This is a genomic window from Streptomyces sp. NBC_00078 (assembly GCF_026343335.1).
Classification (GTDB): Bacteria; Actinomycetota; Actinomycetes; order Streptomycetales; family Streptomycetaceae; genus Streptomyces.
On sequence record NZ_JAPELX010000001.1, the window covers coordinates 7,975,321 to 7,997,277 of the forward strand.

The 21,957-nt window shown below is 71.1% G+C and carries 17 protein-coding genes; 10 read left to right on the top strand and 7 right to left on the bottom strand.

The window, feature by feature from the left end; genetic code table 11:
• Positions 1–219: 219 nt before the first annotated feature.
• Positions 220–1,062 carry an IS5 family transposase gene (locus tag OOK07_RS37030; RefSeq protein WP_266800825.1) on the top strand — a complete coding sequence of 281 codons (843 nt, stop codon included), beginning with the start codon at positions 220–222 and terminating at the stop codon, positions 1,060–1,062.
• 4 nt (positions 1,063–1,066) lie between these two features.
• Here the strand turns inward: OOK07_RS37030 and OOK07_RS37035 are convergent, their stop codons facing one another.
• A complete protein-coding gene (locus OOK07_RS37035; protein WP_266800826.1) occupies positions 1,067–1,783 on the bottom strand; it encodes an SDR family oxidoreductase in 717 nt (238 codons plus the stop codon).
• A 71-nt stretch (positions 1,784–1,854) separates the two neighbouring features.
• Here OOK07_RS37035 and OOK07_RS37040 point away from each other — a divergent pair, with 71 nt between their 5' ends.
• The 3 genes from OOK07_RS37040 (at position 1,855) to OOK07_RS37050 (ending at position 4,758) form a co-directional block, all read left to right on the top strand.
• Complete coding sequence (locus tag OOK07_RS37040; protein ID WP_266800827.1) at positions 1,855–2,670, top strand: helix-turn-helix transcriptional regulator; 816 nt, start codon at positions 1,855–1,857, stop codon at positions 2,668–2,670.
• Between the two features lie 212 nt (positions 2,671–2,882).
• Entirely contained in the window at positions 2,883–3,704 is an 822-nt protein-coding gene (locus OOK07_RS37045; protein ID WP_266686530.1) for a helix-turn-helix transcriptional regulator, read from the top strand.
• Between the two features lie 112 nt (positions 3,705–3,816).
• Positions 3,817–4,758, top strand: coding sequence for an NADP-dependent oxidoreductase (locus OOK07_RS37050; protein ID WP_266800828.1), 942 nt, complete (start codon positions 3,817–3,819; stop codon positions 4,756–4,758).
• 680 nt (positions 4,759–5,438) lie between these two features.
• Here the strand turns inward: OOK07_RS37050 and OOK07_RS37055 are convergent.
• The gene (locus OOK07_RS37055) at positions 5,439–6,374 is read right to left on the bottom strand and encodes a LysR family transcriptional regulator (RefSeq protein WP_266686532.1); all 936 of its coding nucleotides are present in this window, start codon (positions 6,372–6,374) and stop codon (positions 5,439–5,441) included.
• Between the two features lie 140 nt (positions 6,375–6,514).
• Between OOK07_RS37055 and OOK07_RS37060 the strand changes: the two genes are divergently transcribed.
• Positions 6,515–7,759 (top strand): MFS transporter, encoded by a 1,245-nt coding sequence (locus OOK07_RS37060; protein WP_266800830.1) that lies wholly within the window; start codon positions 6,515–6,517, stop codon positions 7,757–7,759.
• A 466-nt stretch (positions 7,760–8,225) separates the two neighbouring features.
• Positions 8,226–8,864 carry a dihydrofolate reductase family protein gene (locus OOK07_RS37065; RefSeq protein ID WP_266686535.1) on the top strand — a complete coding sequence of 213 codons (639 nt, stop codon included), beginning with the start codon at positions 8,226–8,228 and terminating at the stop codon, positions 8,862–8,864.
• Between the two features lie 625 nt (positions 8,865–9,489).
• Here OOK07_RS37065 and OOK07_RS37070 read toward each other — a convergent pair.
• The 4 genes from OOK07_RS37070 to OOK07_RS37085 form a co-directional block, all read right to left on the bottom strand.
• Entirely contained in the window at positions 9,490–10,629 is a 1,140-nt protein-coding gene (locus OOK07_RS37070) for a C40 family peptidase (protein ID WP_266686537.1), read from the bottom strand.
• A gap of 176 nt (positions 10,630–10,805) precedes the next feature.
• A complete protein-coding gene (locus tag OOK07_RS37075) occupies positions 10,806–11,288 on the bottom strand; it encodes an RNA polymerase sigma factor (protein ID WP_266686539.1) in 483 nt (160 codons plus the stop codon).
• Positions 11,289–11,398: 110 nt separating this feature from the next.
• Entirely contained in the window at positions 11,399–12,064 is a 666-nt protein-coding gene (locus tag OOK07_RS37080; protein WP_266686540.1) for a M15 family metallopeptidase, read from the bottom strand.
• Between the two features lie 301 nt (positions 12,065–12,365).
• The gene (locus OOK07_RS37085; RefSeq protein ID WP_266800833.1) at positions 12,366–15,473 is read right to left on the bottom strand and encodes an AfsR/SARP family transcriptional regulator; all 3,108 of its coding nucleotides are present in this window, start codon (positions 15,471–15,473) and stop codon (positions 12,366–12,368) included.
• A 441-nt stretch (positions 15,474–15,914) separates the two neighbouring features.
• Between OOK07_RS37085 and OOK07_RS37090 the strand changes: the two genes are divergently transcribed.
• Positions 15,915–16,853 carry a hypothetical protein gene (locus OOK07_RS37090; protein WP_266686542.1) on the top strand — a complete coding sequence of 313 codons (939 nt, stop codon included), beginning with the start codon at positions 15,915–15,917 and terminating at the stop codon, positions 16,851–16,853.
• Positions 16,854–16,978: 125 nt separating this feature from the next.
• Positions 16,979–17,446: a hypothetical protein gene (locus tag OOK07_RS37095; RefSeq protein ID WP_266686544.1), complete on the top strand. Its 468-nt coding sequence runs from the start codon at positions 16,979–16,981 to the stop codon at positions 17,444–17,446.
• A 50-nt stretch (positions 17,447–17,496) separates the two neighbouring features.
• On the opposite strand, the gene OOK07_RS37100 is transcribed toward OOK07_RS37095, so the two are convergent.
• Positions 17,497–18,780 carry an MFS transporter gene (locus OOK07_RS37100; protein ID WP_266800835.1) on the bottom strand — a complete coding sequence of 428 codons (1,284 nt, stop codon included), beginning with the start codon at positions 18,778–18,780 and terminating at the stop codon, positions 17,497–17,499.
• Between the two features lie 187 nt (positions 18,781–18,967).
• On the opposite strand from OOK07_RS37100, the gene OOK07_RS37105 reads away from it, so the two are divergent.
• Positions 18,968–21,022 (top strand): phosphocholine-specific phospholipase C, encoded by a 2,055-nt coding sequence (locus OOK07_RS37105; protein ID WP_266686547.1) that lies wholly within the window; start codon positions 18,968–18,970, stop codon positions 21,020–21,022.
• Positions 21,023–21,099: 77 nt separating this feature from the next.
• The gene (locus tag OOK07_RS37110; protein WP_266686549.1) at positions 21,100–21,939 is read left to right on the top strand and encodes an LURP-one-related family protein; all 840 of its coding nucleotides are present in this window, start codon (positions 21,100–21,102) and stop codon (positions 21,937–21,939) included.
• Positions 21,940–21,957 lie beyond the last annotated feature (18 nt).

Here is a 21,957-nt window from a genome sequence, read left to right on the forward strand (position 1 = left end):
AATTCATGCTCCTTCAGAAACAGTCCACCGGCTCCACCCTCGGCAAAGGAGTACGGGTGCCCCATCCAGGAATACCTCTAGTCCAGCAGTCCTGGGAGCAAGCCCCTGGGACCACTTGGAGCTCGCGCAGATAGGCGGCGTGGGGAGCCCTGGCAGCAAGGCGGGCGCAGGTTCCGGTGATCATGGAGTTGCGACGCTCTGTGATCACTGGGGGAGGCTGTGCCCGTCCTGCCGTCATGGCTGACCGACCCGCTCTGGGACCAATCCGCTGCGCTGCTGCCCGAGCGTCCTACGGTCGATCCGGCCCACCCGTTGGGCTGCCACCGCCGCCGTATCAGCGACCGGATCGTGTTCGACAAGTTGCTGCAACTGCTGCGGGTCGGCCGCTCCTACCAGGCGATCGCCGACACGACCTGCTCGGCGACCACGATCCGCAACCGCCGCGATGAGTGGATCCGGCTCGGCGCCTTCGCGCGGCTCAAGCAGATCGCGCTGGAGTCCTACGACCGGATCGTCGGGCTCGTGCTCGACCAGATCGCCGTCGACGGGTCCATCACCAAGGCCCCCGGCGGCGGCGAGGTCGCCGGCCGCTCACCTGTCGACCGCGGTAAACAGGGCTTGAAACGCTCGGGCATGACGGATGGTTACGGAATCCCGCTCGGTCGGGCCCTGGCCGGAGCGAACCGCCACGACTCCCCGCTGCTCGCTCCGACCCTGGACCTGCTGGACGACCTGAGACCGCTGCCCGACGACGTCACCGTGCACCTGGATGCCGGCTACGACTCGGACAGGACCCGCACCGAACTCGGCGCGCGCAGCCTGCACGGCCGCATCGCGCACAAGGGTGAGAAGGCGCCGATCCAGGCGAGCCGGCGCTGGCATGTCGAGCGCACCCACGCCTGGCAGAACGCCTTCCACCGGCTCGCCCGCTGCTACGAACGCCGCGACACCGTGATCAACGCCTTCTTCGACCTTGCCGACACGATCATCACCGTCCGCAGCCTGATCCGCCGGGCACGGGTCACCCACCGCTGGGGCACCCGCCCCCGACGCCTCCCATGACTGGTCACCAGGGCACGGGGGTTCCGTCCCAGGAGAAGAAGCCACCGGTGGGGCCGTCGTCCGGCAGCAGGGCCAGGCGGAGAGCACCTTGGGCGGCCTCGGCCGGGTCGCCGCCGGCAGCGGCGGCCCTGGGAGTCAGATCAGTGGCCCGCAGGCCGGGAGCGAGCGCGTTGACCTTGAAGCCGTCCTGGGCCAGCGTCTGGGCGTACAGGACGGTGAGGGCGTTGAGGGCGGCCTTGGACGACCGGTAGGCGGCGGCGCCGCCGCTTCCCGGGATGAACTGGGGGTTGGGATTCGTGCTCCAGGTCAGCGACGCGGTGCCACTGGAGATGTTGACGATGCGCGGGCGCGGCGACCGGCGCAGGGCGGGCAGGAAGGCATTGGTCACCGCCACTACCCCGAACACATTGGTCTCGTACGTGCGCCGGAACTCCTCGACGCCGGTGCCGGCCGGCGGGGCGAGCGACAGCGAGATGCCGGCATTGTTGACCAGCACGTCCAAGCGGTCCACCTGAGCCGCGGCCTGTGCGATGCCGTCGGGATCACTCACGTCGAGGACCAGCAGGCGGGCCCCGGCGCCGATCTCCTCGACGGCCCGCTGCCCGCGCCCGGGGTCGCGGGCGCCCACGTACACGGTGAGGCCCTCGGCGGCGAGCAGCCGGGCAATATGCTTGCCGATGCCCTTGTTGGCACCGGTGACCAGAGCTGTGCGTTCGTTCATGGCAACCACGCTTCCCTGGTCGCAGGCGCCCTGCCAGGGACAGTCTGTACCAGGCAGTGGGAGGAGGCGGTATGGCACGGCAGGAGCTGGCCCACTACCTGCGGGGGCGCCGGGCGGCCCTGCGTCCGCACGAGATCGGCCTGGCGGAGACGGGCACCGCCCGCCGCACACCGGGCCTGCGCCGCGAAGAGGTGGCGGAGCTCGCCCACATGTCGGTCGACTACTACACGCGGCTGGAGCAGGCCCGGGGACCGCGGCCGTCGGCCCGGATCCTGGACGCATTGGCCCGCGCGCTGCGGCTCACGCCGGCCGAGCGCAGCCACCTGTTCCGCCTGGCGGGTTCGAGCGCGCCGCCCGGCACCAGCGCCGTGCGGCGGGTGCGCCCGCACGTGGCCCGGATGCTGGACCGGCTGCCGGAGACCGGTGCCATCGTCACTGACGCGGCGTACCACGTCGTCGCCTGGAACCCCCTGGCCCAGGCACTGCTCGGCGCCGACCTCGGAGACGGGACGACGAACCTGGCCCGCCGCCACTTCCTGGGCCAGGGGCGGACGTACGAGAGCTCCAGCGCCGAGGAAGTCGGGCACATCGCGGTGGCGCGGTTGCGCCGGGCCGCCGACCGCTACCCGCACGACCCGCAGCTGGCCGCCCTGCTGGCCGAACTACACGACGGCAGTGAGGAGTTCCGGCAGATCTGGGAGACGCGTCCGGTCCACGCTCCCGGGCACCGCACCAAGACCCTGGACCACCCGGAGGCCGGCGCGCTCCGGTTGAACTGCGACGTCCTGCTCGTGCCCGAGGACGACCAGGAGGTCGTCCTGATGACGGCCGACCCCGGATCACCTGCCGCGCGGGCCCTGCGCAGGCTAGCCAGGCAAGCAGCCTGAGACGAAGGATGCGCACAGGTCTCGCCGGCGGTCACAGAGCGTCGCAACTCCTCATTCACTGGGGCCTTGTACCCACCTCGATGCCGAGGCTTTCCACGCCGCCTATCTGCGCGAGTTCTTAGCCAGGGACAATTTGTCCGCGGTTGGAACCACCCTTCATCCGGTTCCTGAATCGCGTCAAGATTGTTCTGTCGAACAGAGGAGGCAGGACGATGGACCGGGCGCTGCTGGCAGATTTTCTCCGAGCCCGTCGTGAGGCGTTGCAGCCGGAGGATGTCGGGCTTCCCCGCGGGCAGCGGCGCCGCACCGGCGGGCTGCGGCGCGAGGAGGTGGCGGCGCTGGCCGGGATGTCGGCCGACTACTACAGCCGCATCGAGCAGCAGCGAGGTCCGGCGCCGTCGGAGCGGATGCTCGTCGCGCTCGCCCGGGCGCTGCGTCTCAACCAGAGCGAGCGTGACCACCTGTTCATCCTGGGCGGGATCCCGGCACCGCGGCGGATCCTGCGGGACGACTACATCGGTCCCACGATGATGCGGATCGTCGCCGACCTCTCGGACGTGCCCGCGATCGTGCTGTCACGGCTCGGCGAGGCGTTGCTGCAGACGCGCCCGGCGGTCGCCCTGCTCGGTGACTACACCCAGTACACGGGCATGTCCCGTTATTTGGTCTACCGCTGGTTCACCGGTGATCCGCGGGTCCGTGGCCTGTACCCCGTCGAGGACCATCCCATTCGGGGCCGGGTCTTCGCCGCGGAGATCCGGGACGCCTACACGGCGGATCCCACAGGCAGGGCCGGCGAGATCGTCGCGGCGCTGCTGGAGGTCAGTTCCGAGTTCGCGAACATCTGGCGGTTGCACGAGGTGGGAGTGACCCACCATCACGACCTCAAGCGTTACCTGCACCCCGAGTTGGGGGAGCTGGAACTGTACGCCGAGATGCTGCTGGATCCGGAGCAGTTTCAGACGCTGCTGGTTTTCACCGCCGTGCCCGGTTCCCCGAGCCACGGCAAGCTTCGGCTCCTGACCGCCGTCTAACGGCTGCCGCCTCTCACACACCTGAACGCATGTCTCGAATCCGAGGCGTGCCCCTGTCTCACGACGATCCAAATTCGCATCATCCTCTCTGCCGCGAAAGGTGGCATTTGTTATGAAAGCAGTGCGTTTCCACGAGTACGGTACTCCGGACGTCTTGCGTTACGAGGATGTGGAACAGCCGGTCCCCGCGGCCGGGGAGGTCCGGATCCGGGTGGCCGCGACGTCGTTCAACCCGGTCGACGGCAACATCCGCGCGGGCTTCATGCAGGGTCCCATTCCGGTGACCCTGCCGCACACCCCCGGCATCGACGTCGCGGGCACGGTGGACGCGCTGGGCGAGGGCGTGGACCGGGTCAGGGCCGGCGACCAGGTTGTCGGCTTCCTGCCGATGACCGGCGCCGGCGCGGCGGCGGAGTATGTGCGCGCACCGGCCGGCCTGCTGACGACGGCGCCCGCGAGTATCCCGCTGGCCGATGCGGGCGGCCTGCCGCTGGTCGGGCTCACCGCCTGGCAGGCCCTCTTCGACCACGCCAAGCTGACTGCCGGTCAGCGGGTACTGATCAACGGTGCGGGCGGCGCGGTCGGCGGCTACGCAGTCCAGCTGGCCAAGCACGCCGGCGCACACGTGATCGCCACGGCCGGTCCGCGCAGCAGTGAACAAGTCAGGACGGCGGGCGCCGATGAGGTGTTCGGCCACGGGGTCCCCGAGCTGTCCGCGCTGGTCGACGTCGTGCTCAACCTCGCGCCGGTCGATCCGATGCAACTGGCCGCGCTGACCTCCGCGGCCCGCGACGGCGGCATCGTGGTGAACACGACGGTGTGGATGCCCGCGCCTTCCGACGAAGAACGGGGCGTGCGCGGCGTCAACCTCTTCGTCAACAGCGACGCCGCGCAGCTGGCGAGGCTGGTGACGCTGGTCGACTCCGGAGCGCTGCACGTCAATATCGCCCGCAGGGTGCCGCTGGCCGAGCTGCCGGCGCTGCACGTGGAGGCCGCAGAAGGCGCGCTCTCCGGCAAGGTCCTCGTCCTTCCCCCCGCCGTATCTCTCACCTAGTCGACCGGTTCCGGCACGTTCCCCCAAGGGGTGAGCCATCGCGGAGGGCCGCGCTCTGCCAGACCTGGCGGAGCACAGCCCCAGTACATTTCATGCCGGCCACAGCCGATTCCTGGCCCAGGACTCCAAGACTCGTAGGGTCCGACGGCCTCACCGAGTGCCAGGTACAGGCCGGACCACTCGGTGGCGCATCGGCCGTCGCGTCGTAGGCGAGCCCGACGGGCTCGTCACCGCAAGGGCACCCCAGCTCAGAGGTATGGCTGGCGCGTGATCTGCTTCTGGCCCGCCCGGTGCCGTGAAGACGCTCCGTCCGGAACTGGCGGCGGACGCCGATCACTGGGCACGGTTCGGCAGGGAGGCCGTCTCGGCCGCCCTGCCGGGCCACCCGGCGATCGTCTCCGTCTACGACACGGGCGAGGACATGGCCGGGGGCGGACCGGTCCCCTACATCGTGATGGAGTACGTCAGGGGCGGCGCCACGCTGCTCCAACTGGTGCGCGACGAGCGGATCACCGGGCCCGATCACGCCCTGGAACTCACCCTCGGCGTACTTCAGGCGCCGGAACACGCCCACCGTCACGGCATCGTCCATGGAACAAGCCGGGCGCCGTACCTCGCCGCCCGGCAGCGATCACGGCCGTGGCGACCGGCCAGAGCCGGCCGCGCGGGCGGCGGGCCGTTCAGCGCGGAATCACCCAGCCCGGCCTCCAGGTGCCGGCGGCGTCGTGGTCGGCCGTCGTGGCGGCGAGGTGGGTGCGGAGGGTGGCCAGTGCCGGGTGGGGGTTGTCGCGGTGCCAGAGGAGCGAGTGCGGGTAGACGGGCGTCGGGTCGGTGACCGGGATGCGGCGCAGCCCGTGGTCGGCGGGCCAGACGAGGCGGGTCTGCTCGCTCATGAAGGTGGCCAGGGCCGGGGTGTCGGCGATGGTGTCGAGGAGCGCGTCGGAGCCGAAGTTGGGGCCGGTCGCCTCGATGGTGAGGCCGAACTCGGCGACGAGGTCGTCGTAGTAGGCGGCCCATTCGCTGCCGGGGAGGATGCCGGGCATCCAGATCCGGTGTCCGGCGAGCCGGGCGAGGGGCACGGAGCGGGCGCCCGCCAGCGCGTGGGCGGGGCCGGTCATGAGCTGGAGCGGCTCGTCGAGCACCCGGACGGACTCGATGTCCTCGGGAAGGGGCCGGCCGGGCATCGCGACGGCGCGGAAGGACGCGTCGAGCGCGCCGGAGCGAATGGCGGTGACGGCGGTCTCGATGTCGAGCAGCATCAGCATGTCGAGGTCGATCTCGGGGTGCGCGTGGTGGAAGCCGCGCATCAGGCCCGACGCCGCGCCGCGTGAGGAGATCATGTCGACGCGCAGGGGACGGTGGCCGGTGCGTACGGAGGCGACCGCGCGCTCGGCGACGCGCAGCAGCTCGCGCGCGTGGGGCAGGAATGCCTGCCCGTCGATGGTGAGCTCAGCGCCGCGTGCGGCACGGGTGAACAACCGCACGCCGAGGGTGCGCTCCAGCGTGGCGATGCGTTTGGAAACGGCCTGCTGGGTGACCGACAGGTCTGCGGCGGCTTTCTGGAACTGGCCCGATTCCGCGACGGCGACGAAGGTGCGTACTGCTTCGAGATCCACGCCCACCCACCTTAGTGAACAACCAAGGGTTGTGCATGGCTGGTAGGTCAGTTGTTTGACCTGCTGTTGTCCTGCCCGCTTAGCTCTCGTTGGTCAACATCAGTTTGTTCGGGTGGGACTTCACGGGGAGCGCGCTGAGCATGATGGGCAGGAGAGCGTTGGGCCGGCAGTTCGGCTGGCTGTGGGCGGCGTATGCGGTGAGCGCGTATGGGTCCGGGCTGGGGTTCGGGGCGTTGCCGCTGATCGCTGTGCTGGCGTTGCATGCCGGACCTGCTGAGGTGTCCGCGCTGTCCGCGGTGGGGCCTGCGGTGGGTGCGCTGATCGCGGTGCCGCTCGCGCCGTGGGTGGAGTTCCGGCGCAAGCGCCCAGTCATGATCATGATGGATCTGGTCCGGTTTGCGGCCATGGCGACGATCCCGGTCGCCTACGCCTTCGGGCGGCTCGGTTTCGTCCAGCTGCTCGTGGTCTCGGCCGTGGTCGCCGCAGCCAAGATCGCGTTCAACGCGGCGAGCGGTGCCTACCTCAAGGCCCTCGTCCGGCCGGACGACCTTCTCGTCGCCAACGCTCGGTTCGAGTCCACGAACTGGAGCTCCATCGCGGTGGGGCCACCGCTCGGCGGGGCGGCGATCGGCCTGTTCGGGCCGGTCACCACCGTGGTGGCCGACGCGCTCAGCTACCTTCTCTCCGCGCTGGGCATCACCGCGATCCGCGGCCAGGAAGAAGCGCCGGGAACGCCCGACAAGAGCCCGGTCCGGGCGGGCGCATTGCTCGACGGCTGGCGACACCTCATGGGCCACCCCGGTCTGCGCGCCCTCTACCTCAACCAACTGCTCGTCGGCGGTCTGATCATGGCCACCGAGCCGCTGCTGGCGGTGCTCCTGCTTCGCCAACTCGGGTTCCCGCCCTGGCAGTACGGCCTCGCCTTCGCCGCCCCGTGCCTCGGCGGACTCATCGGCTCGCGGCTGGCCCGACGTGTCGTGGCCCGCTTCGGCCGGCAGTGGGTCTTCCGGACCGTCGGGACCCTGCGCGCCATCTGGCTGATCGGCCTGGCCTTCGTCCGCCCCGGCGTCGTCGGCCTCGTCACCGTGATGGCCGTCGAGCTGGCGATCATCATCAACATGAGCCTGTACAGCCCGGTACTCGCCACCTACCGGCTCGAACACACCCCCAAGCATCTCGTCGCCCGCACCCTGTCGGCCTGGTCGATCGGCCAGCAGGCGGCCATCGCCACCCTCACCGCACTCGCCGGGCTGCTCGCCGACGTCACCGGCCCACGCACCGCTCTCACGGTCGCAGGACTGCTCATCCTGACCACACCTCTCCTGCTTCCCCGACAGGACCAGACGGCGCAGCACGAGCCGGAACTGTCCCGCAGCCACTCATGAGGCACCGCAACTCACCACTGAGGCCCGCAGGCTGCAGCCGATCCGCCGGCGCGCGTCCGCGTCGGCCAGGCACACCACCAGCAGGGAGGGGGGCCGCGATCCCGGCCTCCAACATGCCCTTCGCCCCGCTGGCCCAAGGCGTCGGCCTTTTGCCCGGGGTGGCTCAGCGGCCGCACTGCTCAGCTGTGCTGTCGCATGAGGTTGGTGCCACGCCGACTGGCGCTTCCTGAGGTAACAGTCCCGGTGTGCGACGACGGCCCCTCCCCGGAGGACCGGTCAGGGCGCTCTTGACGGCACGAGCCTGCTGCTCGTCGACGTCGCCCCGCCCGCGCCGCGTACTCGGTGCCGGCGCGCGGTGCTGAGCACCCGTATGGCACGCCGAAGAACGTGCGCGGGGATGTCGATCCAGGCAGGCTCTGTTCGACGCAGGGGTGAGAGAAGGCCATCAACACGAGAGGCGAAGGCCATGCCCAAGGTCCGCGTACACAACGTCACGATCTCCCTCGACGGCTTCGTGGCCGGCGCGAACCAGCGACTCGACGCCCCGTTCGGCGACGGTGTCGGCTGGGGTGACGATCTGCACAGCTGGTTCGTCTCCGCGACGGAGGATTCCGCCGCGGGCCGGACCGGAATCGATGTCGACTACTTCACTCGCGGCGATCAGAACATCGGCGCCACGATCATGGGGCGGAACATGTTCGGGCCGCAGCGCGGGCCGTGGGAGGACGAGTCCTGGCAAGGCTGGTGGGGCGACAACCCGCCCTACCACCACGACGTTTTCGTGCACACCCACCACTTGCGCCCGACGCTGGAGATGGCAGGCGGAACGACCTTCCACTTCACCGACGAGCCGTTGGAGACGGTGTTGCAGCGCGCGTTCGACGCCGCGGGCGGCAAAGACGTCCGGATCGGCGGCGGCGCGGCGGCCATCCAGCAGTATCTGCGGGCCAGGCTGATCGACGAGCTCCACCTGGTGATCGCGCCGATGCTCATCGGACGCGGGGAGCGGCTGCTCGACAATCTGGGCGACGGGATCGACGGCTACCGGGTGTCCGAGCTGGTCGGCTCGCCGACGGTCACGCACGCGGTGCTGGTCCGCCGCTGACGCTCGGGGTCAGTTTCGCCGGGGTGGGTGTGCTGCCGCACCCGACTCGGTGGTTCGTCGTCGTGGTCTTGGCCCTCGTCGCTGCGCGGCGGGGAGTCGACTGTGGGTGTGGCAGGGGGTACTTCGCGGCAGGTGCTGGGCTCGGGCGCAGAAACCCACGGGAGGTCGCGCAGGGCGGCGAGGCCGTCGCGGTGCACCGCCTCGCGCATCCCGTCCGGGATGACTGCGGCGAGCGGGTCGATAGCCGCTTTGATCAGCTGGGGGCGGCGTTCGGCCGCGGTGACCTGAGAGACATGCCGGCAACATACCGACTTAGTCCGCCGAGTGAGTCGAACGATTGAGTCGCCCAAGTCGCTCGTCACCTTCTCGGTCGGTCGCGCCTCGCGAAGGACGGCGCCGGCGGCGGCCGACCCGCAGGGCTCGCGGTCGCGGGCGTTCCTTGTGGCCAGGGCGATGCTCGTCGCACCAACAGCAGGCAGCGGGATCGGTGATCCAGCCCTGCGGGTGGACGTACGCCGCAGAACGACCACGTCCTGCTGCCTGATCGCGGGCGCCCCGGCCGACGCGCGACTCCGCCTTCGCGAAGCCGGCGCCGGCCGGACACCGCCGCCCTGTCAGGGACCGATCAGCAGGTGGCCACACCCGGCAGCCACTCGGGGCCCTTGATGTAGATGACCGTCACCCACGAGCCGTCGGTCAGCTTCGCCCAGGCGTCGTTGGTGTAGCCCTCGGCCGTCACCTGCTGGGCGTGGGCCTGGCACACCACGTTGACCGTGGTCGGCTGCGCGAAGTAGTCGACCACGCCCGCGTTGACGTTCGGCTCGCTGTGCGTGCGCACCCCGGTGCCCCAGGTCTGGAACGCCTTGCTGCCGCCGCTCGGGGGCGGCGTGCTGCTGCCGCCGCAGTCCGGGATGCCGGGCAGCGAGGCCGGGCCCTTGATGTAGATGTTCGTCATCCACGAGCCGTCGGAGAGCTTGGACCAGATGTCGTTGGTGTAGCCCTCGGCGGTGACGGTCTCCGCGTGCTCCTGGCACTGGACCGACACCTGGGTCGGGCCGGCGAAGGTGTCCACGACGGTGGAGCGCGTGCTCGGCGTGGAGTGGGTGTGCACCCCCGTGCCCCAGGTCTCGAAGGTCGAGCCGCCGTTCGCGGGCGGCGGAGTGGGCGTGCCGGACCCGCTGACGCGTATCGCGCCCGCGTAGTCCCCGCCGGTGCGCACGGGTGCGACCCGGATGTGGGTGCCCGACTCGTACGCCTCCGCCATCTGTCCGCCGCCCAGGTACATGGCGACGTGGTGGATGTGGCCGCTGCCCCAGAACATCAGGTCACCCGGCAGCAGCGGGGCCGTGCCCTGCGAGGCGGAGAAACGGGCGGAGGCCTGCGAGCTGTGGAACTGGTCGTTGGCCGTCCCGTTGAGCAGGTCCTTGCCGGTCGCCTTCCAGTACGCGTAGCGCATCAGACCGGAGCAGTCGAAGCCCTTGCGTTCGTTGTCGTGCAGGCTGTCCGGGTCGGAGCCGTCGTAGTAGCCGTAGGTGGCACCCGGCGTCGCGCCGTGGCCACCGCCCCAGCTGTACCAGACGCCGATCTGCGAACAGGCCGCGTTCACGGCGGCCTGCGCGGTGGCCGAGGCACCCGGCGAGAGGACCCCGCAGGCGGTGTCCTGGGCGGCGGCGTGGGCCGGCGCGGAGAAGAAGGCGGTCAGGGCCAGGACCGAAGCCCCCAGGAGCCCGCCGCTGGTCCGGCGGCGCGCACTGCTGATCTTCACGGAAGTCTTCCTTCGTCGACATGACGTCACCGGGCGGCCCGGCGACAGCGGTTGGAGACGATGCGTGCCGGCTCCCCACCCCCGTTGGGGGAGCGGCGTTAGTGCCCCGGCGGCCTGTGCCCGGTGCGGCGAGAGTGCGTGCCGGGCGTCGCGACGGGGCGAACGTTGCCTGTCGGCTAGTTGTCGAGCGCGGCGCGCATCTTGGCCAGGCCGCGCATGCGGTTGCGCTGGACCGTGCCGCGGTGGGCGCCGAGCCGTTCGCCGGCGGTGTCGTGGCTGAGACCCTCAAGATCCACGAGGATCACCGCAGCGGCCTCCTTCTCGGAGAGCATGCTCAGCAGCGCCAGCGTGGTCGAGGACGCCTCGTACGAGGCCAGTCCGCCGTCCCAGCCCGCCTCGGGCAGCCGGTCGGTGGTCTGCTCCCGGCGGGAGGGATGCTGCCAGGAGTCGCGCAGCAGGTTGAGGGCGACGGTGCAGGCGTAGGCGTACGGGTGCTGCTGCCGCGTCAGATTCTGGGCGCGGGCGCGCCGGGAGAGCCGTAGATACGTCTCCTGGAGCAGGTCGTCGGCGTCGTGCGGATTGCCCGTCAGCGCCAGCAGCCGGCGGCGCAGCCGCGGCATGTCGGCGGTGAAGAAGGCGTCGAAGTCTCCCGCGCTCATCCGGTCTGTGTCCGTGCGCTGCGGTGGCGGGCAGGCGGCGCTGCTGATCTCCAATGCTGTTTCCCCCTCGGTCGTTCGGTGTGGCGTGCCGTGCTCGGGCCGGCGGCTGGTCAGGCCGTCGGGCCGGGCGGGGTGGCGGGTCCGTAGCGGGCGGCCGGGGCCCGGCGCAGCAGGGCCCAGTACCGGTCGCCGTAGGACCAGTGCCACCATTCGGTCGGGTAGTTGACGAAGCCGGTGGCGGTGAGGGCCCAGCTCATCAGGGCCCGGTTCGCACGCGCCTCGGCGCTGATGCCGGGCGCCTCCGTGCGGCAGGCACCCTCGCTCTCCTCCGGGGTGGCGTTGACCTCCGTGCCGAGCGGCAGCTCCCTGCCGTCCTGGTCGCACAGCGTCAGGTCGACCGCCCCGCCGCTGACGTGCGGCGCCACCTCCGGCGGGGAGATGTAGGCGCTGGCCAGCTCGCGGATCCGTTCGGGCGTCGCGTCCGGGTGGGCCAGGCGCATCGTCCGTGCGTACTGCTCGAAGTACTGCCGCTGCAGTTCGGGCGGCCGGTACCCCTCCACCACCAGGAACCGGACGCCGGCCGGCAGCAGGCGCTGCGCCCGGACGAGCCGGCGCAGCGCGCCGGACCGCAGCCGGGCGTAGCTGCCGTCGTCGTCGGCCTGCCGGTGGTCGAGCCGCAGATGGCCCGTGCCGCGCAGGTCGGCCAGCGGTTCACCGCATTCGGCCGCCGCGACCGCGGCGACCCGGGGGTCCGAGAGCGTGATGATGTCCGTCACGCACATCAGGATGGCGGGGACCGCTGCAAATGCTCTGCAGGTTGCCTGCAAGCGGCTCACCAGCACTTCTGCAGCCGCCCCGGGGCACTCGCCGGTGCCGGGTTCTCGCGCTTCGCGACAGTCCGGTTCCCGGACGACCGCCATGGCTTCGGTGTGGGCCTGCCGCGCGGAGGTCTCGTCGCCGTGGGCCGTGCGCATGCGGGTCAGGTTCGGGAGGGTGTGGGCGGCCATGGGGGGCAGTTATAGGGGCTCTGTCATGGCCGGTGTCTGGTCCGGTATTTTTGCGGCCGCCCCGGTTCACTCACTGGTGCCCGCTGCCGGGTTCGCGCGCTTCGCGGCAGTCCAGTTCCCGGAAGACCGCCATGGCTTCGGCGCGGGCCTGCCGCGCGGAGGTCTCGTCGCCGTGGGCCGTGTGCACCTGGGCCAGGTCCCGGAGCGTGCGGGCGCGCCACAGGGGCAGGCGCAGGGCCTCCCACATGGCCAGTGCCTGCTCCAGTGGTTCTCGGGCGGCGCCGGGATCGCCGGCCGCCAGGTGCCACTCGCCCAGGGTGCGCAGGACCAGCGCCTCCCCGAAGCGGTCCTGGCGCTCCCGGGCCACCGCCAGGCACCGGCCGAGCCGTACCAGCGACACGTCCGGCCGGCCCTGCCGCAACTCCGTCTTCGCCAGGGACTGTTCGGTGTACATGATCCCGAACGTGTCGTGCAGGCCGGTGAAGATCCGCAGTGCCTCGTGCAGCAGCCGCTCCGCCTGCCCCAGGGCACCCTCGGCCCGGTGGCACACGGCCAGCGACCGCAGGGTCAGGCCCTCGCCGTGCCGGTCGCCCGCCGCGCGGTACAGCTCCAGCGCCCCCGACAGGGCGTCCAGCGCCTGTGCGCCGCGCCCCTGTTCCCGGTGCACATAACCGATGCCGTACAGCACGCGGGCCCGAGCGCCGCGGTCCGCGGACTCCCCGTACCGCTCCAGCGCCGCGGCCAGCAGCTCGGACGCCTCGGCGTACCTGGCCTGTTCGCGTCGGGCCGTACCCATCCCGGCGAGCGCCAGCCCCGCACCCCACGGCACGTCGCCGCATGCCTCGAACAGGCGCAGGGCGTCGGCGAAGTAGGCGTAGGACTCCTCGAACCGGTCCTGCTCGTAACGCAGTTGGCCCAGCCCCGTGAGCAGCCATGCCTCTCCCTCGCCGTCCCCGCTGCGGCGCATCGCCGCAATGGCCGCGGCGTGCGAGCGGGACCAGGCGTCGAACTGGTTGTACAGCGCGGCCGAGCTGGCGATCAGCGCCCCGGCCAGGTCGCGTGCGGCGCGGTCCATCCCGTGGTCGGCGCAGTACTCCACCGCGGCCAGCAGACAGGCCTGTTCGGCGGCGAACCAGGCCGCGGGCCGCTCCAGCAGCTCGTCCTCGGCCTGCGGGTCGAGTGCGTCGAGCGGCCGTACGGCAGCCGGCTCCGGGAAGTACCGGGCCGCTCCGCCCGGACCGCGGGCGGCCGCCTGCTTCGCGAGTCCCAGCCAGCACTCCACCAGCCGCAGCACGGCCGTCGTACGCTCCTCGGCGCTCTCCTCCGACAGACAGCGCTCTCGGGCGTGCTCGCGGGCCAGATCGTGGATGCGGTAGCGGCTGCGCCCGGTGTCGTCGACGCCGATCACGTCGATGAAGTGGCAGTCCACCAGCCGCTCCACGGCCTCCTCGGCCTCCTCCGTGCCGATGTCGAGCAGCGGGGCGGCGATCCAGGCCGCGAAGTCGGGCAGATCGAGCAGGGCCAGCCGGCGCAGTGCCCGCCGCTCCTGCGTGTCGAGGTCGGCGTAACCGAGTTCCAGGCTGGTGCGCAACTCCAGGTCCCCGGCGCGCAGTTCGTTGAGCCGGCGCCGTTCGTCCCGCAGCCGGTCCGCGAGCCGGCCGGGCACCCAGTGCGGGCGGGCCGCGAGCCGCGCCCCGGCGATGCGCACGGCCAGCGGCAGCCGCCCGCACAGCGAGACGATCTCGGCGGCCCGCTCCGGATCGGCGCCGGTGCGGTCCCGGCCGGCCACGCGGCGCAGCAGTTCGAGCGCCTCTGCCGGGTCCGGCACGGCCAGATCCAGGTGGGCGGCGCCCTCCAGCGCTACCAGCCGGCGGCGGCTGGTGACGAGCACGGCGGAGCCGGGGCCGGGCGGCAGCAGGGGTCGTACATGGGCCTCGCCGGCAGCGTTGTCGAGGATCAGCAGGATGCGCCGGTGGCCGATGTGGGTGCGGTACAGCCCCGTCAGCTCCTCGACCGACGTCGGCAGTGTCTCCGGCTCGGCACCCATGGCGCGCAGCAGTCGGGCGAGGGCGTCGGCGGGTTCCAGCGGGGTCGTGTCGGCGGCCCGCAGGTCCACGAACAGCCGCCCGTCGGGGAAGAGTTCGGCGGTGCGGTGGCCGACGTGTACGGCGAGGGCGGTCTTGCCCGTTCCGGACCGTCCGGAGATCACCCCGATCGGCGGCGCCGTACGGCCGGCGTCGTCGACCCCGCCCAGCAGCGAGCCGGCCCAGTCGATCTGCTCGCGACGGCCCACGAAGTCGGCTATGTCCGGCGGGAGATGGGAGGGCGCGGGCCGTGGGCGCAGGACCGGCGCGCTTCGGCTCGCGCCCTCCCGCGCCCTGGGATGCCCGGCCGGTCTGTCCGACGCGCTCCGGGGCCCGGGGCCCAGCAGCTCCGGGTCGTTGGTCAGCACCGCCTTGTGCAGCGCCCGCAGCTCCGGCCCGGGGTCGATGCCCAGCTCCTCGCGCAGCGCCTCACGGCCCTCCTGGTAGGTGCGCAGGGCGTCGGAGACCCTGCCGGTGCGCACCAGCGCGGTGATCAGCTGGCCGCGCGGCCGCTCCCGGAGGGGATGGGAAGCGACGTGCGCGAGCAGGGGAGCGATCGTCCGGTCCGCGCGGCCCAGTTCCAGCTGCAGTGCGAAGGACTCCTCCTGGCCGACGAGCCGCAGTTCCGCGAGGCGGGCTGCCTCGATCCGGGCGAAGGACTGGCCGAGCCCCTCCAGGGCGTCGTGGCCGCGCCACAGCCCCAGCGCCTCGGACAGCAGCTCGGCGGCCTCCTCGGGGCGGCCCCGCGCGGCCGAGGCCCGGCCCGACGCGAGCAGTTCCTCGAAGCGGCGGGCGTCGACCTGGGACGGGTCGAGGTCGGTCACGTAGCCCGGCGGCCGGGTCCGGATCAGCTCCGCCTCGCCGACCCTGGCCAGGGCACGGCGCACGGCTGACACATGGGTGGCGACGAGCGCGGCGGCGGTCGCGGGCGACTGCTCGTCCCAGACGCAGTCCACGAGCCGCTCGGTGGAGAGCACCTCGCCGAGGTGGACGACCAGCGCGGACAGGACCGCCAGGGGCCTGATGCCGCCGAGCGGGGCCCGTCTGCCCCCTGCCCACACCTCCACCGGACCGAGCAGACGCACTTCGAACATCGTTCCCCGATCGCCGTACCATCCGCCCCGCGGATCACGGCGAAAGATATCGGCGAACATGCCCACGACACGGCGACAGCCGGACCGTCGTGTCCGAATCCGGACGGTCCGGTGTACTCGTGTCGCCCACCGGCAACATCGGTGCTGGCAACGCCTGTTGCCCCCGCCCGGTCGATGGCGGGCGGTTCTCCGCCCCCCTCACCAGTTGGCTAAATTCCGTCTCCCGGGAGGACCGGGTTCGCATACAGGGAAGACGGTTCGCCCGCCGCCCTCGTATGACCCCGGCCGCGAGAAAAGAACCTGGAATTCGAGAGGCATACGGACGGGCTTCCCGAGGCGTCAACGGCTCGAAAGAACAAGCAAGTTCGACCACGCCCCGGGAGCATGCCGATGAAGCGCACCGACGCCCCACGCCGGACGGTGGTACCGAAGAGGCGCAGCATGCGACGGACCGCCGCCGCGGTGGGCGCGATCACCGCGCTGGCCTCGCTCGTCCTGGCCGGTTGCACGGCGGGCGCCGACTCGCCCGACCGCACCTCGCCGGTCGCGAAGGCCCGGGCCGCCGCGCAGGCCCGGGATCTCACCTACGCCCAGGACCTGCGGATCTCCGACGCCGAGCAGCGCCTGATCACGCGCTGCATGACAGGGCAGGGCTTCCGCTTCTGGGCGGAGCGACCGCTGAGCCTGGAGGAGAGCCGGCCGGTCGGCTACGTCCAGGACGACATCGACTGGGCGCGTAGCCACGGCTACGGCAGCAGGATCATGGCGAAGGAGGACCGCGCCCGTGTGCGCAACCCCAACATCTCCTACCGCAAGTCCCTCTCCCGTTCGCGGCAGCGTGCCTACGACATCGCGATGGACGGCGGCCGGGACGCCGTCCTGTTGAAGGCGCGGGTACCTTCCGGCGGCACCATCACCAAGCAGTCCGGCGGCTGCGCGGCCGCGGCCGAGAAGACGCTGTACGGCGACCCCGCGGCCTGGCTCCGGGCCGACGCGACCGTCAGCAACCTGCGGCCGCTGTACGTGGGCAAGCTGCTGCGCGACAAGGAGTTCAAGAGCGCGGTGGGGGCCTGGTCGCGCTGCATGAGCAAGGCCGGCCATCCCTTCACCGACCCCGACGCGGCTCGCCAATCCACCCGCGACCACAGCGCGGAGCAGACCCGGGCCCAGGAGGCCAGGACCTTCGGGGACGAGACCCGGATCGCGGTCGCCGACGCCACCTGCGCCCGCTCCGTCTCGCTGCGCGCGGTCGGAGAGCGGCGCGAGGCCCACTACGTCGGCGAACTGGCCGGCAAGTACGGCGACGCCCTCGACGCCCACCGTCGGATGCAGCTGCACGCCCTCGCCCGCGCCGAGCGGATCGTCCCCGCGCGGGCCTGATCCGGCCGGGCGCACACCCCCTGATTTCCGTGACCCCGCGTCACGGACAGTTCCCCGCGGCATCGCTCGCGGATCGTCACCCCGCCCACGCCTCCCACGAGGCGGAAGCAGAACAGGAATCCGTCATGCGCAAACTGACCGTCTCCCTCGCCACCCTGGGCCTGGCGGCCCTCGGCCTCGCCATCCCGGCGACCGCTCACGCGGGCCCGGGCTGCAACGCCAACTGGAACTCGCACGGCCGCGACGGCGACGTCCGCGCCTGGGACGGCACCGACTGCGGCGGGACACTCCTCGGTGTCACGGCCGGCAGTGACCCCAACTGGAGCGACAGCGTGGGCCCCTTCCAGGGCTCCGACGCGAACACCGCCTCGTCGGTCATGAACAGCGGTTTCGTCGGCGGCAAGGACGTCGTGGCCTTCTACTACTACGCGCAGTACGACGACACGGCGTACGGCTGCCTCAAGCCGGGCGAGAAGTACGTGGACGACCTCAGCCGCGACAAGTTCACCAACACCGCGAACATGAACAACAACATCGTGTCGCACACCTGGGTGACGTCGAGCGCCTGCGCCCCGGGCTCCTTCATCAGCTGACACCAGCGTGCGGCCACGGCCCGCCGGCATCGCGCCGGCGGGCCGTGCCGTCAGCGGTGCAGCTCGGTGTGGGCGGTCTCCGGCAGCCGCAGATACACCAGCGAGGACAGCAGACACAGCGCGGCCACGTACCAGGGGAACAGGCCCGCCTGCCCCAACTCCGCGAACAGCGTGCCCACATAGGGAGCGGTGCCGCCGAACAGCGCGACCGTCAGCGAGTACGGGAAGCCGATGCCGGCCGCGCGCACCCGCGGCTGGAACACCTCCGCGTTCACGGCCGCGCTGATCGAGGTGAAGCCGGTCAGCAGGACCATGCCCGCGCACTGGACGAGCAGCAGCACCGCGAACGAGTCGCGCAGCGCGTGCAGCAGCGGCACGCTCAGCAGGGCGAAGCCCACGCCGAAGAAGAGGAGCAACGGGCGACGGCCGTATCGATCCGAGAGCAGTCCGCCGAGCGGCTGGAGCAGGCCGAAGAAGGCGAGGGAGATCGTGCCCGCGAGCAGGGCGTCCGACGGGGCGACGCCCGCGTTGAGCTGGGCGTACGTCGGCAGATACGACGTCCAGGTGTAATAGGCGATCGTGCCGCCCGCCGTGATCCCGCAGATGAGCAGCGACTCGCGCGGGTGGCGGCGCAGGGCCTCCAACAGGCCGGGGCGGGGCGCCTGTTGCTGCTCGTGGCTGCGGGTCTCCTGGGCGCCCTGTCGTATCCAGAAGCCGACCAGGCTCAGTACGGCCCCGAAGGCGAACGGAATCCGCCAGCCCCAGCCGTTCATGGAGCCCTCGCCCAGTGTGTCCACGAGCAGGGTCGCGATGCCGGACGCCACGAGCTGGCCGGCCGTCGTGGAGACGTACTGGAAACTGGAGAAGAGGCCGCGCCGGCCCGGTCCCGCCGACTCGACCAGAAAGGTCGTCGAGGCCGCGAACTCCCCGCCCACGGACAGGCCTTGGAGCAGACGGGCGAACACCAGGACCACCGGAGCCAGCACGCCGGCCGCCGCGTACGTCGGTGTCAGGCCGACCAGCAGACTGCTCCCGCCCATCAGCAGGATGGTGACCGTCAGCGCCGCCCGCCTGCCGTGCCGGTCCGCGATCGTGCCCATCAGCAGCCCGCCGACCGGCCGCATGAAGAAGCCCACCGCGAACACCGCGAACGTCGACAGCAGCGGCACCAGCGAGTTGTCCGCGCCCTTGGGGAAGACCGCGGCGGCGATGTAGGTGGCCAGGAACGTGTAGGCGTACCAGTCGTACCACTCCACCGCATTGCCCACCGAGGCGGCGAACAACTGTCGTACGGGCCGCTGCGTCGACGAGGCGGGTGTCTGCGTCTCTGTCATGATCGCGACTCTCCCCGCGAGGCCGGGAAGGCACACCTCACGGCCGTGGTGGCACACCTCTCGTACCGATGACTTTCACATGGGCGCCACCGGACCCTTCCCTGACGTTCGTTGCTCTTGGAACACTCGCACCGCGCGTAATCCGTCACGTTCCGGCCATCCGCACCAGGATGAGAGGCACTCACCCATGTCCGAAGTAGATCGGCGCCGATTCCTGCAGCTCGCGGGCGCGACCACCGCGTTCACGGCCCTGTCCAACAGCATCGAGCGCGCCGCCGCGCTGCCCGCGAACCACCGCAAAGGGTCCATCGAGGACGTCGAGCACATCGTCGTCCTGATGCAGGAGAACCGTTCCTTCGACCACTACTTCGGTTCGCTCAGAGGCGTCCGCGGCTTCGGCGACCCGCGCCCGGTGACCTGGCCGAACGGCACCTCCGTCTGGCACCAGAAGGACGCCGGCGGCAAGGAGATCCTGCCCTTCCACCCCGACGCGGACGACCTGGGCCTGGCCTTCATCCAGGACCTCCCGCACGGCTGGAACGACGGACATGACGCCTTCAACGGGGGCAAGTACGACAAGTGGGTGCCCTCCAAGGGCTCCACGACGATGGCGTACCTGAACCGCGACGACATCCCCTTCCACTACGCGCTCGCCGACTCCTTCACCATCTGCGACGCGTACCACTGCTCGTTCATCGGCTCCACCGACCCGAACCGCTACTACCTGTGGACCGGGTACACGGGTAACGACGGATCGGGCGGCGGCCCGGTCCTCGGCAACGACGAGGCGGGTTACGGCTGGACCACCTACCCCGAGCGCCTGGAGAAGGCCGGCGTCTCCTGGAAGATCTACCAGGACGTCGGTGACGGCCTCGACGCGAACGGCAGCTGGGGCTGGATCCCGGACGCCTACCGCGGCAACTACGGCGACAACTCGCTGCTCTACTTCAACCAGTACCGCAACGCCAAGCCCGGCGACCCGCTGTACGACAAGGCCCGCACCGGCACCGACGCCCGCAAGGGCGAGGGGTTCTTCGACCAGCTCAAGGCCGATGTGAAGGGCGGCAAGCTGCCGCAGATCTCCTGGATCGTCGCCCCCGAGGCCTTCACCGAGCACCCCAACTGGCCCGCGAACTACGGCGCCTGGTACATCGCCCAGGTCCTCGACGCCCTCACCTCCGACCCGAAGGTGTGGGCGAAGACGGCCCTGTTCGTCACCTACGACGAGAACGACGGCTTCTTCGACCACCAGATCCCGCCGTACCCGCCGGGCTCCGCCGCGCAGGGCAAGTCCACCGTCGACGTGGGCCCCGACCTGTTCAAGGGCAGCAGCTCCCACCCGGCGGGCCCCTACGGACTTGGCCAGCGCGTGCCGATGCTCGTGGTCTCGCCCTGGAGCAAGGGCGGATACGTCTGCTCCGAGACGCTCGACCACACCTCCGTCATCCGGTTCATGGAGACCCGCTTCGGCGTGCACGAGCCCAACATCTCGCCCTGGCGGCGAGCCATCTGCGGTGACCTGACCGCGGCCTTCGACTTCTCCCACAAGGACACCAAGCCGGTCGCCCTGCCCGACACCGACGGCTACCGGCCGCCGGACAAGGACCGCCACCCCGACTACGTGCCGACGCCGCCCGCCAAGGGTGCGCTGCCCAGGCAGGAGCGCGGTCTGCGCCCGGCGCGTCCCCTCAAGTACGCCCCGTACGTGGACGGCTCGGTGGACACCGCCGCCGGGAAGTTCACGCTGACCTTCGCCTCCGGCGCGAAGGCGGGAGCCGCCTTCCTGGTGACCTCCGGCAACCGCACCGACGGTCCCTGGAGCTACACCACCGAGGCCGGCAAGACCGTCTCGGACGCCTGGAACTCGGCGTACTCGAACGGCTCGTACGACCTGACCGTGCACGGCCCGAACGGCTTCCTGCGCGTCTTCAAGGGCCCGAACAAAGCCGCCGGGCCCGAGGTCACCGCCCGCCACAGCGGTGAGCACGTCGAGCTGGCCTTCACCAACAAGGGCTCCGGCACGGTGCGTCTGAAGCTGGCCGGCGGATACGGGTGCCACCCTCGGGCCTTCACGGTGCGGCCCGGTGCCACGGTCAGGCACACCGTCGACCTCGCGGCGAGCAGGCGCTGGTACGACCTGACCGTCACCTCCGACGCGGATGCGGCGTTCCTGCGGCGATTCGCCGGACATGTCGAGAACGGGCGGCCCGGCGTGAGCGATCCGGCGATCATCACGCGGTGAACCGCCGGGTAAAAGCTGAAGAACGGTGCCTCGCGGGGGCTGGCGAGGTGATGGTGGGGCCGGGGTAGTGTGCCCCGGTGACCACGCATTCGAACACTCCTGCAGGCTGGTACCCGGATCCGCACGGAGCGCCTCAGACCCTGCGTTACTGGGACGGCGCTCAGTGGACCCAGCACACGAACACGGACCAGCAGCAGGCGCAGGCTGCCCAGCAGCAGGCACCGCAGCACGTGCCGCAGCAGGCTGCGGGTCCGGATCCGCGGGTGCAGCGTCAGGTGCAGCAGCAGGCCGGGGTCGCCGCCGGCGGCCGCGGCGGCGGCAGCCTGTTCACCGAGCCGGTCCTGGTGGTCAACCAGAAGGCCAAGCTGATCGAGGTGACCAACGAGTACACGGTCATGGATCAGAACGGCAACCAGATCGGCTCGGTCACCGAGGTGGGGCAGAGCGCGCTGAAGAAGGCGGCGCGCCTTCTCTCCAGCCTCGACCAGTTCATGACCCACCGGCTGGAGATCCGTGACGCCCACGGTCAGCCGCAGCTGCTGCTGACCCGGCCCGCGAAGATCCTCAAGTCGAGGGTCGTCGTGTCGCGTCCGGACGGTTCGCAGGTCGGCGAGATCGTCCAGCAGAACATGATCGGGAAGATCAACTTCGCGATGAACGCGAACGGCCAGCAGGTCGGCGCGATCAGGGCGGAGAACTGGCGGGCCTGGAACTTCGCGATCGTCGACCACGCGGACAACGAGGTCGCCCGGATCACCAAGACCTGGGAAGGCCTCGCCAAAACGATGTTCACGACCGCGGACAACTACGTCCTGCAGATCCACTACCAGCTGCCCGAGCCGCTGCTGAGCCTCGTCGTCGCCACCGCCCTGACCGTCGACACGGCACTCAAGCAGGACTCGCGCGGCCTCGGTTAGTGCCGGCCGGTGCACCGG

What these genes read in the sequence shown, in the direction of transcription:
- OOK07_RS37035 (WP_266800826.1), bottom strand. Translation starts at nt 1,783, where the DNA reads ATGAACGAACGCACAGCTCTGGTCACCGGTGCCAACAAGGGCATCGGC.
- OOK07_RS37090 (WP_266686542.1), top strand. Translation starts at nt 15,915, where the DNA reads ATGCGACGGACCGCCGCCGCGGTGGGCGCGATCACCGCGCTGGCCTCG.
- OOK07_RS37050 (WP_266800828.1), top strand. Translation starts at nt 3,817, where the DNA reads ATGAAAGCAGTGCGTTTCCACGAGTACGGTACTCCGGACGTCTTGCGT.
- OOK07_RS37075 (WP_266686539.1), bottom strand. Translation starts at nt 11,288, where the DNA reads ATGAGCGCGGGAGACTTCGACGCCTTCTTCACCGCCGACATGCCGCGG.
- OOK07_RS37105 (WP_266686547.1), top strand. Translation starts at nt 18,968, where the DNA reads ATGTCCGAAGTAGATCGGCGCCGATTCCTGCAGCTCGCGGGCGCGACC.
- OOK07_RS37085 (WP_266800833.1), bottom strand. Translation starts at nt 15,473, where the DNA reads ATGTTCGAAGTGCGTCTGCTCGGTCCGGTGGAGGTGTGGGCAGGGGGC.
- OOK07_RS37045 (WP_266686530.1), top strand. Translation starts at nt 2,883, where the DNA reads ATGGACCGGGCGCTGCTGGCAGATTTTCTCCGAGCCCGTCGTGAGGCG.
- OOK07_RS37040 (WP_266800827.1), top strand. Translation starts at nt 1,855, where the DNA reads ATGGCACGGCAGGAGCTGGCCCACTACCTGCGGGGGCGCCGGGCGGCC.
- OOK07_RS37065 (WP_266686535.1), top strand. Translation starts at nt 8,226, where the DNA reads ATGCCCAAGGTCCGCGTACACAACGTCACGATCTCCCTCGACGGCTTC.
- OOK07_RS37100 (WP_266800835.1), bottom strand. Translation starts at nt 18,780, where the DNA reads ATGACAGAGACGCAGACACCCGCCTCGTCGACGCAGCGGCCCGTACGA.
- OOK07_RS37095 (WP_266686544.1), top strand. Translation starts at nt 16,979, where the DNA reads ATGCGCAAACTGACCGTCTCCCTCGCCACCCTGGGCCTGGCGGCCCTC.
- OOK07_RS37060 (WP_266800830.1), top strand. Translation starts at nt 6,515, where the DNA reads ATGATGGGCAGGAGAGCGTTGGGCCGGCAGTTCGGCTGGCTGTGGGCG.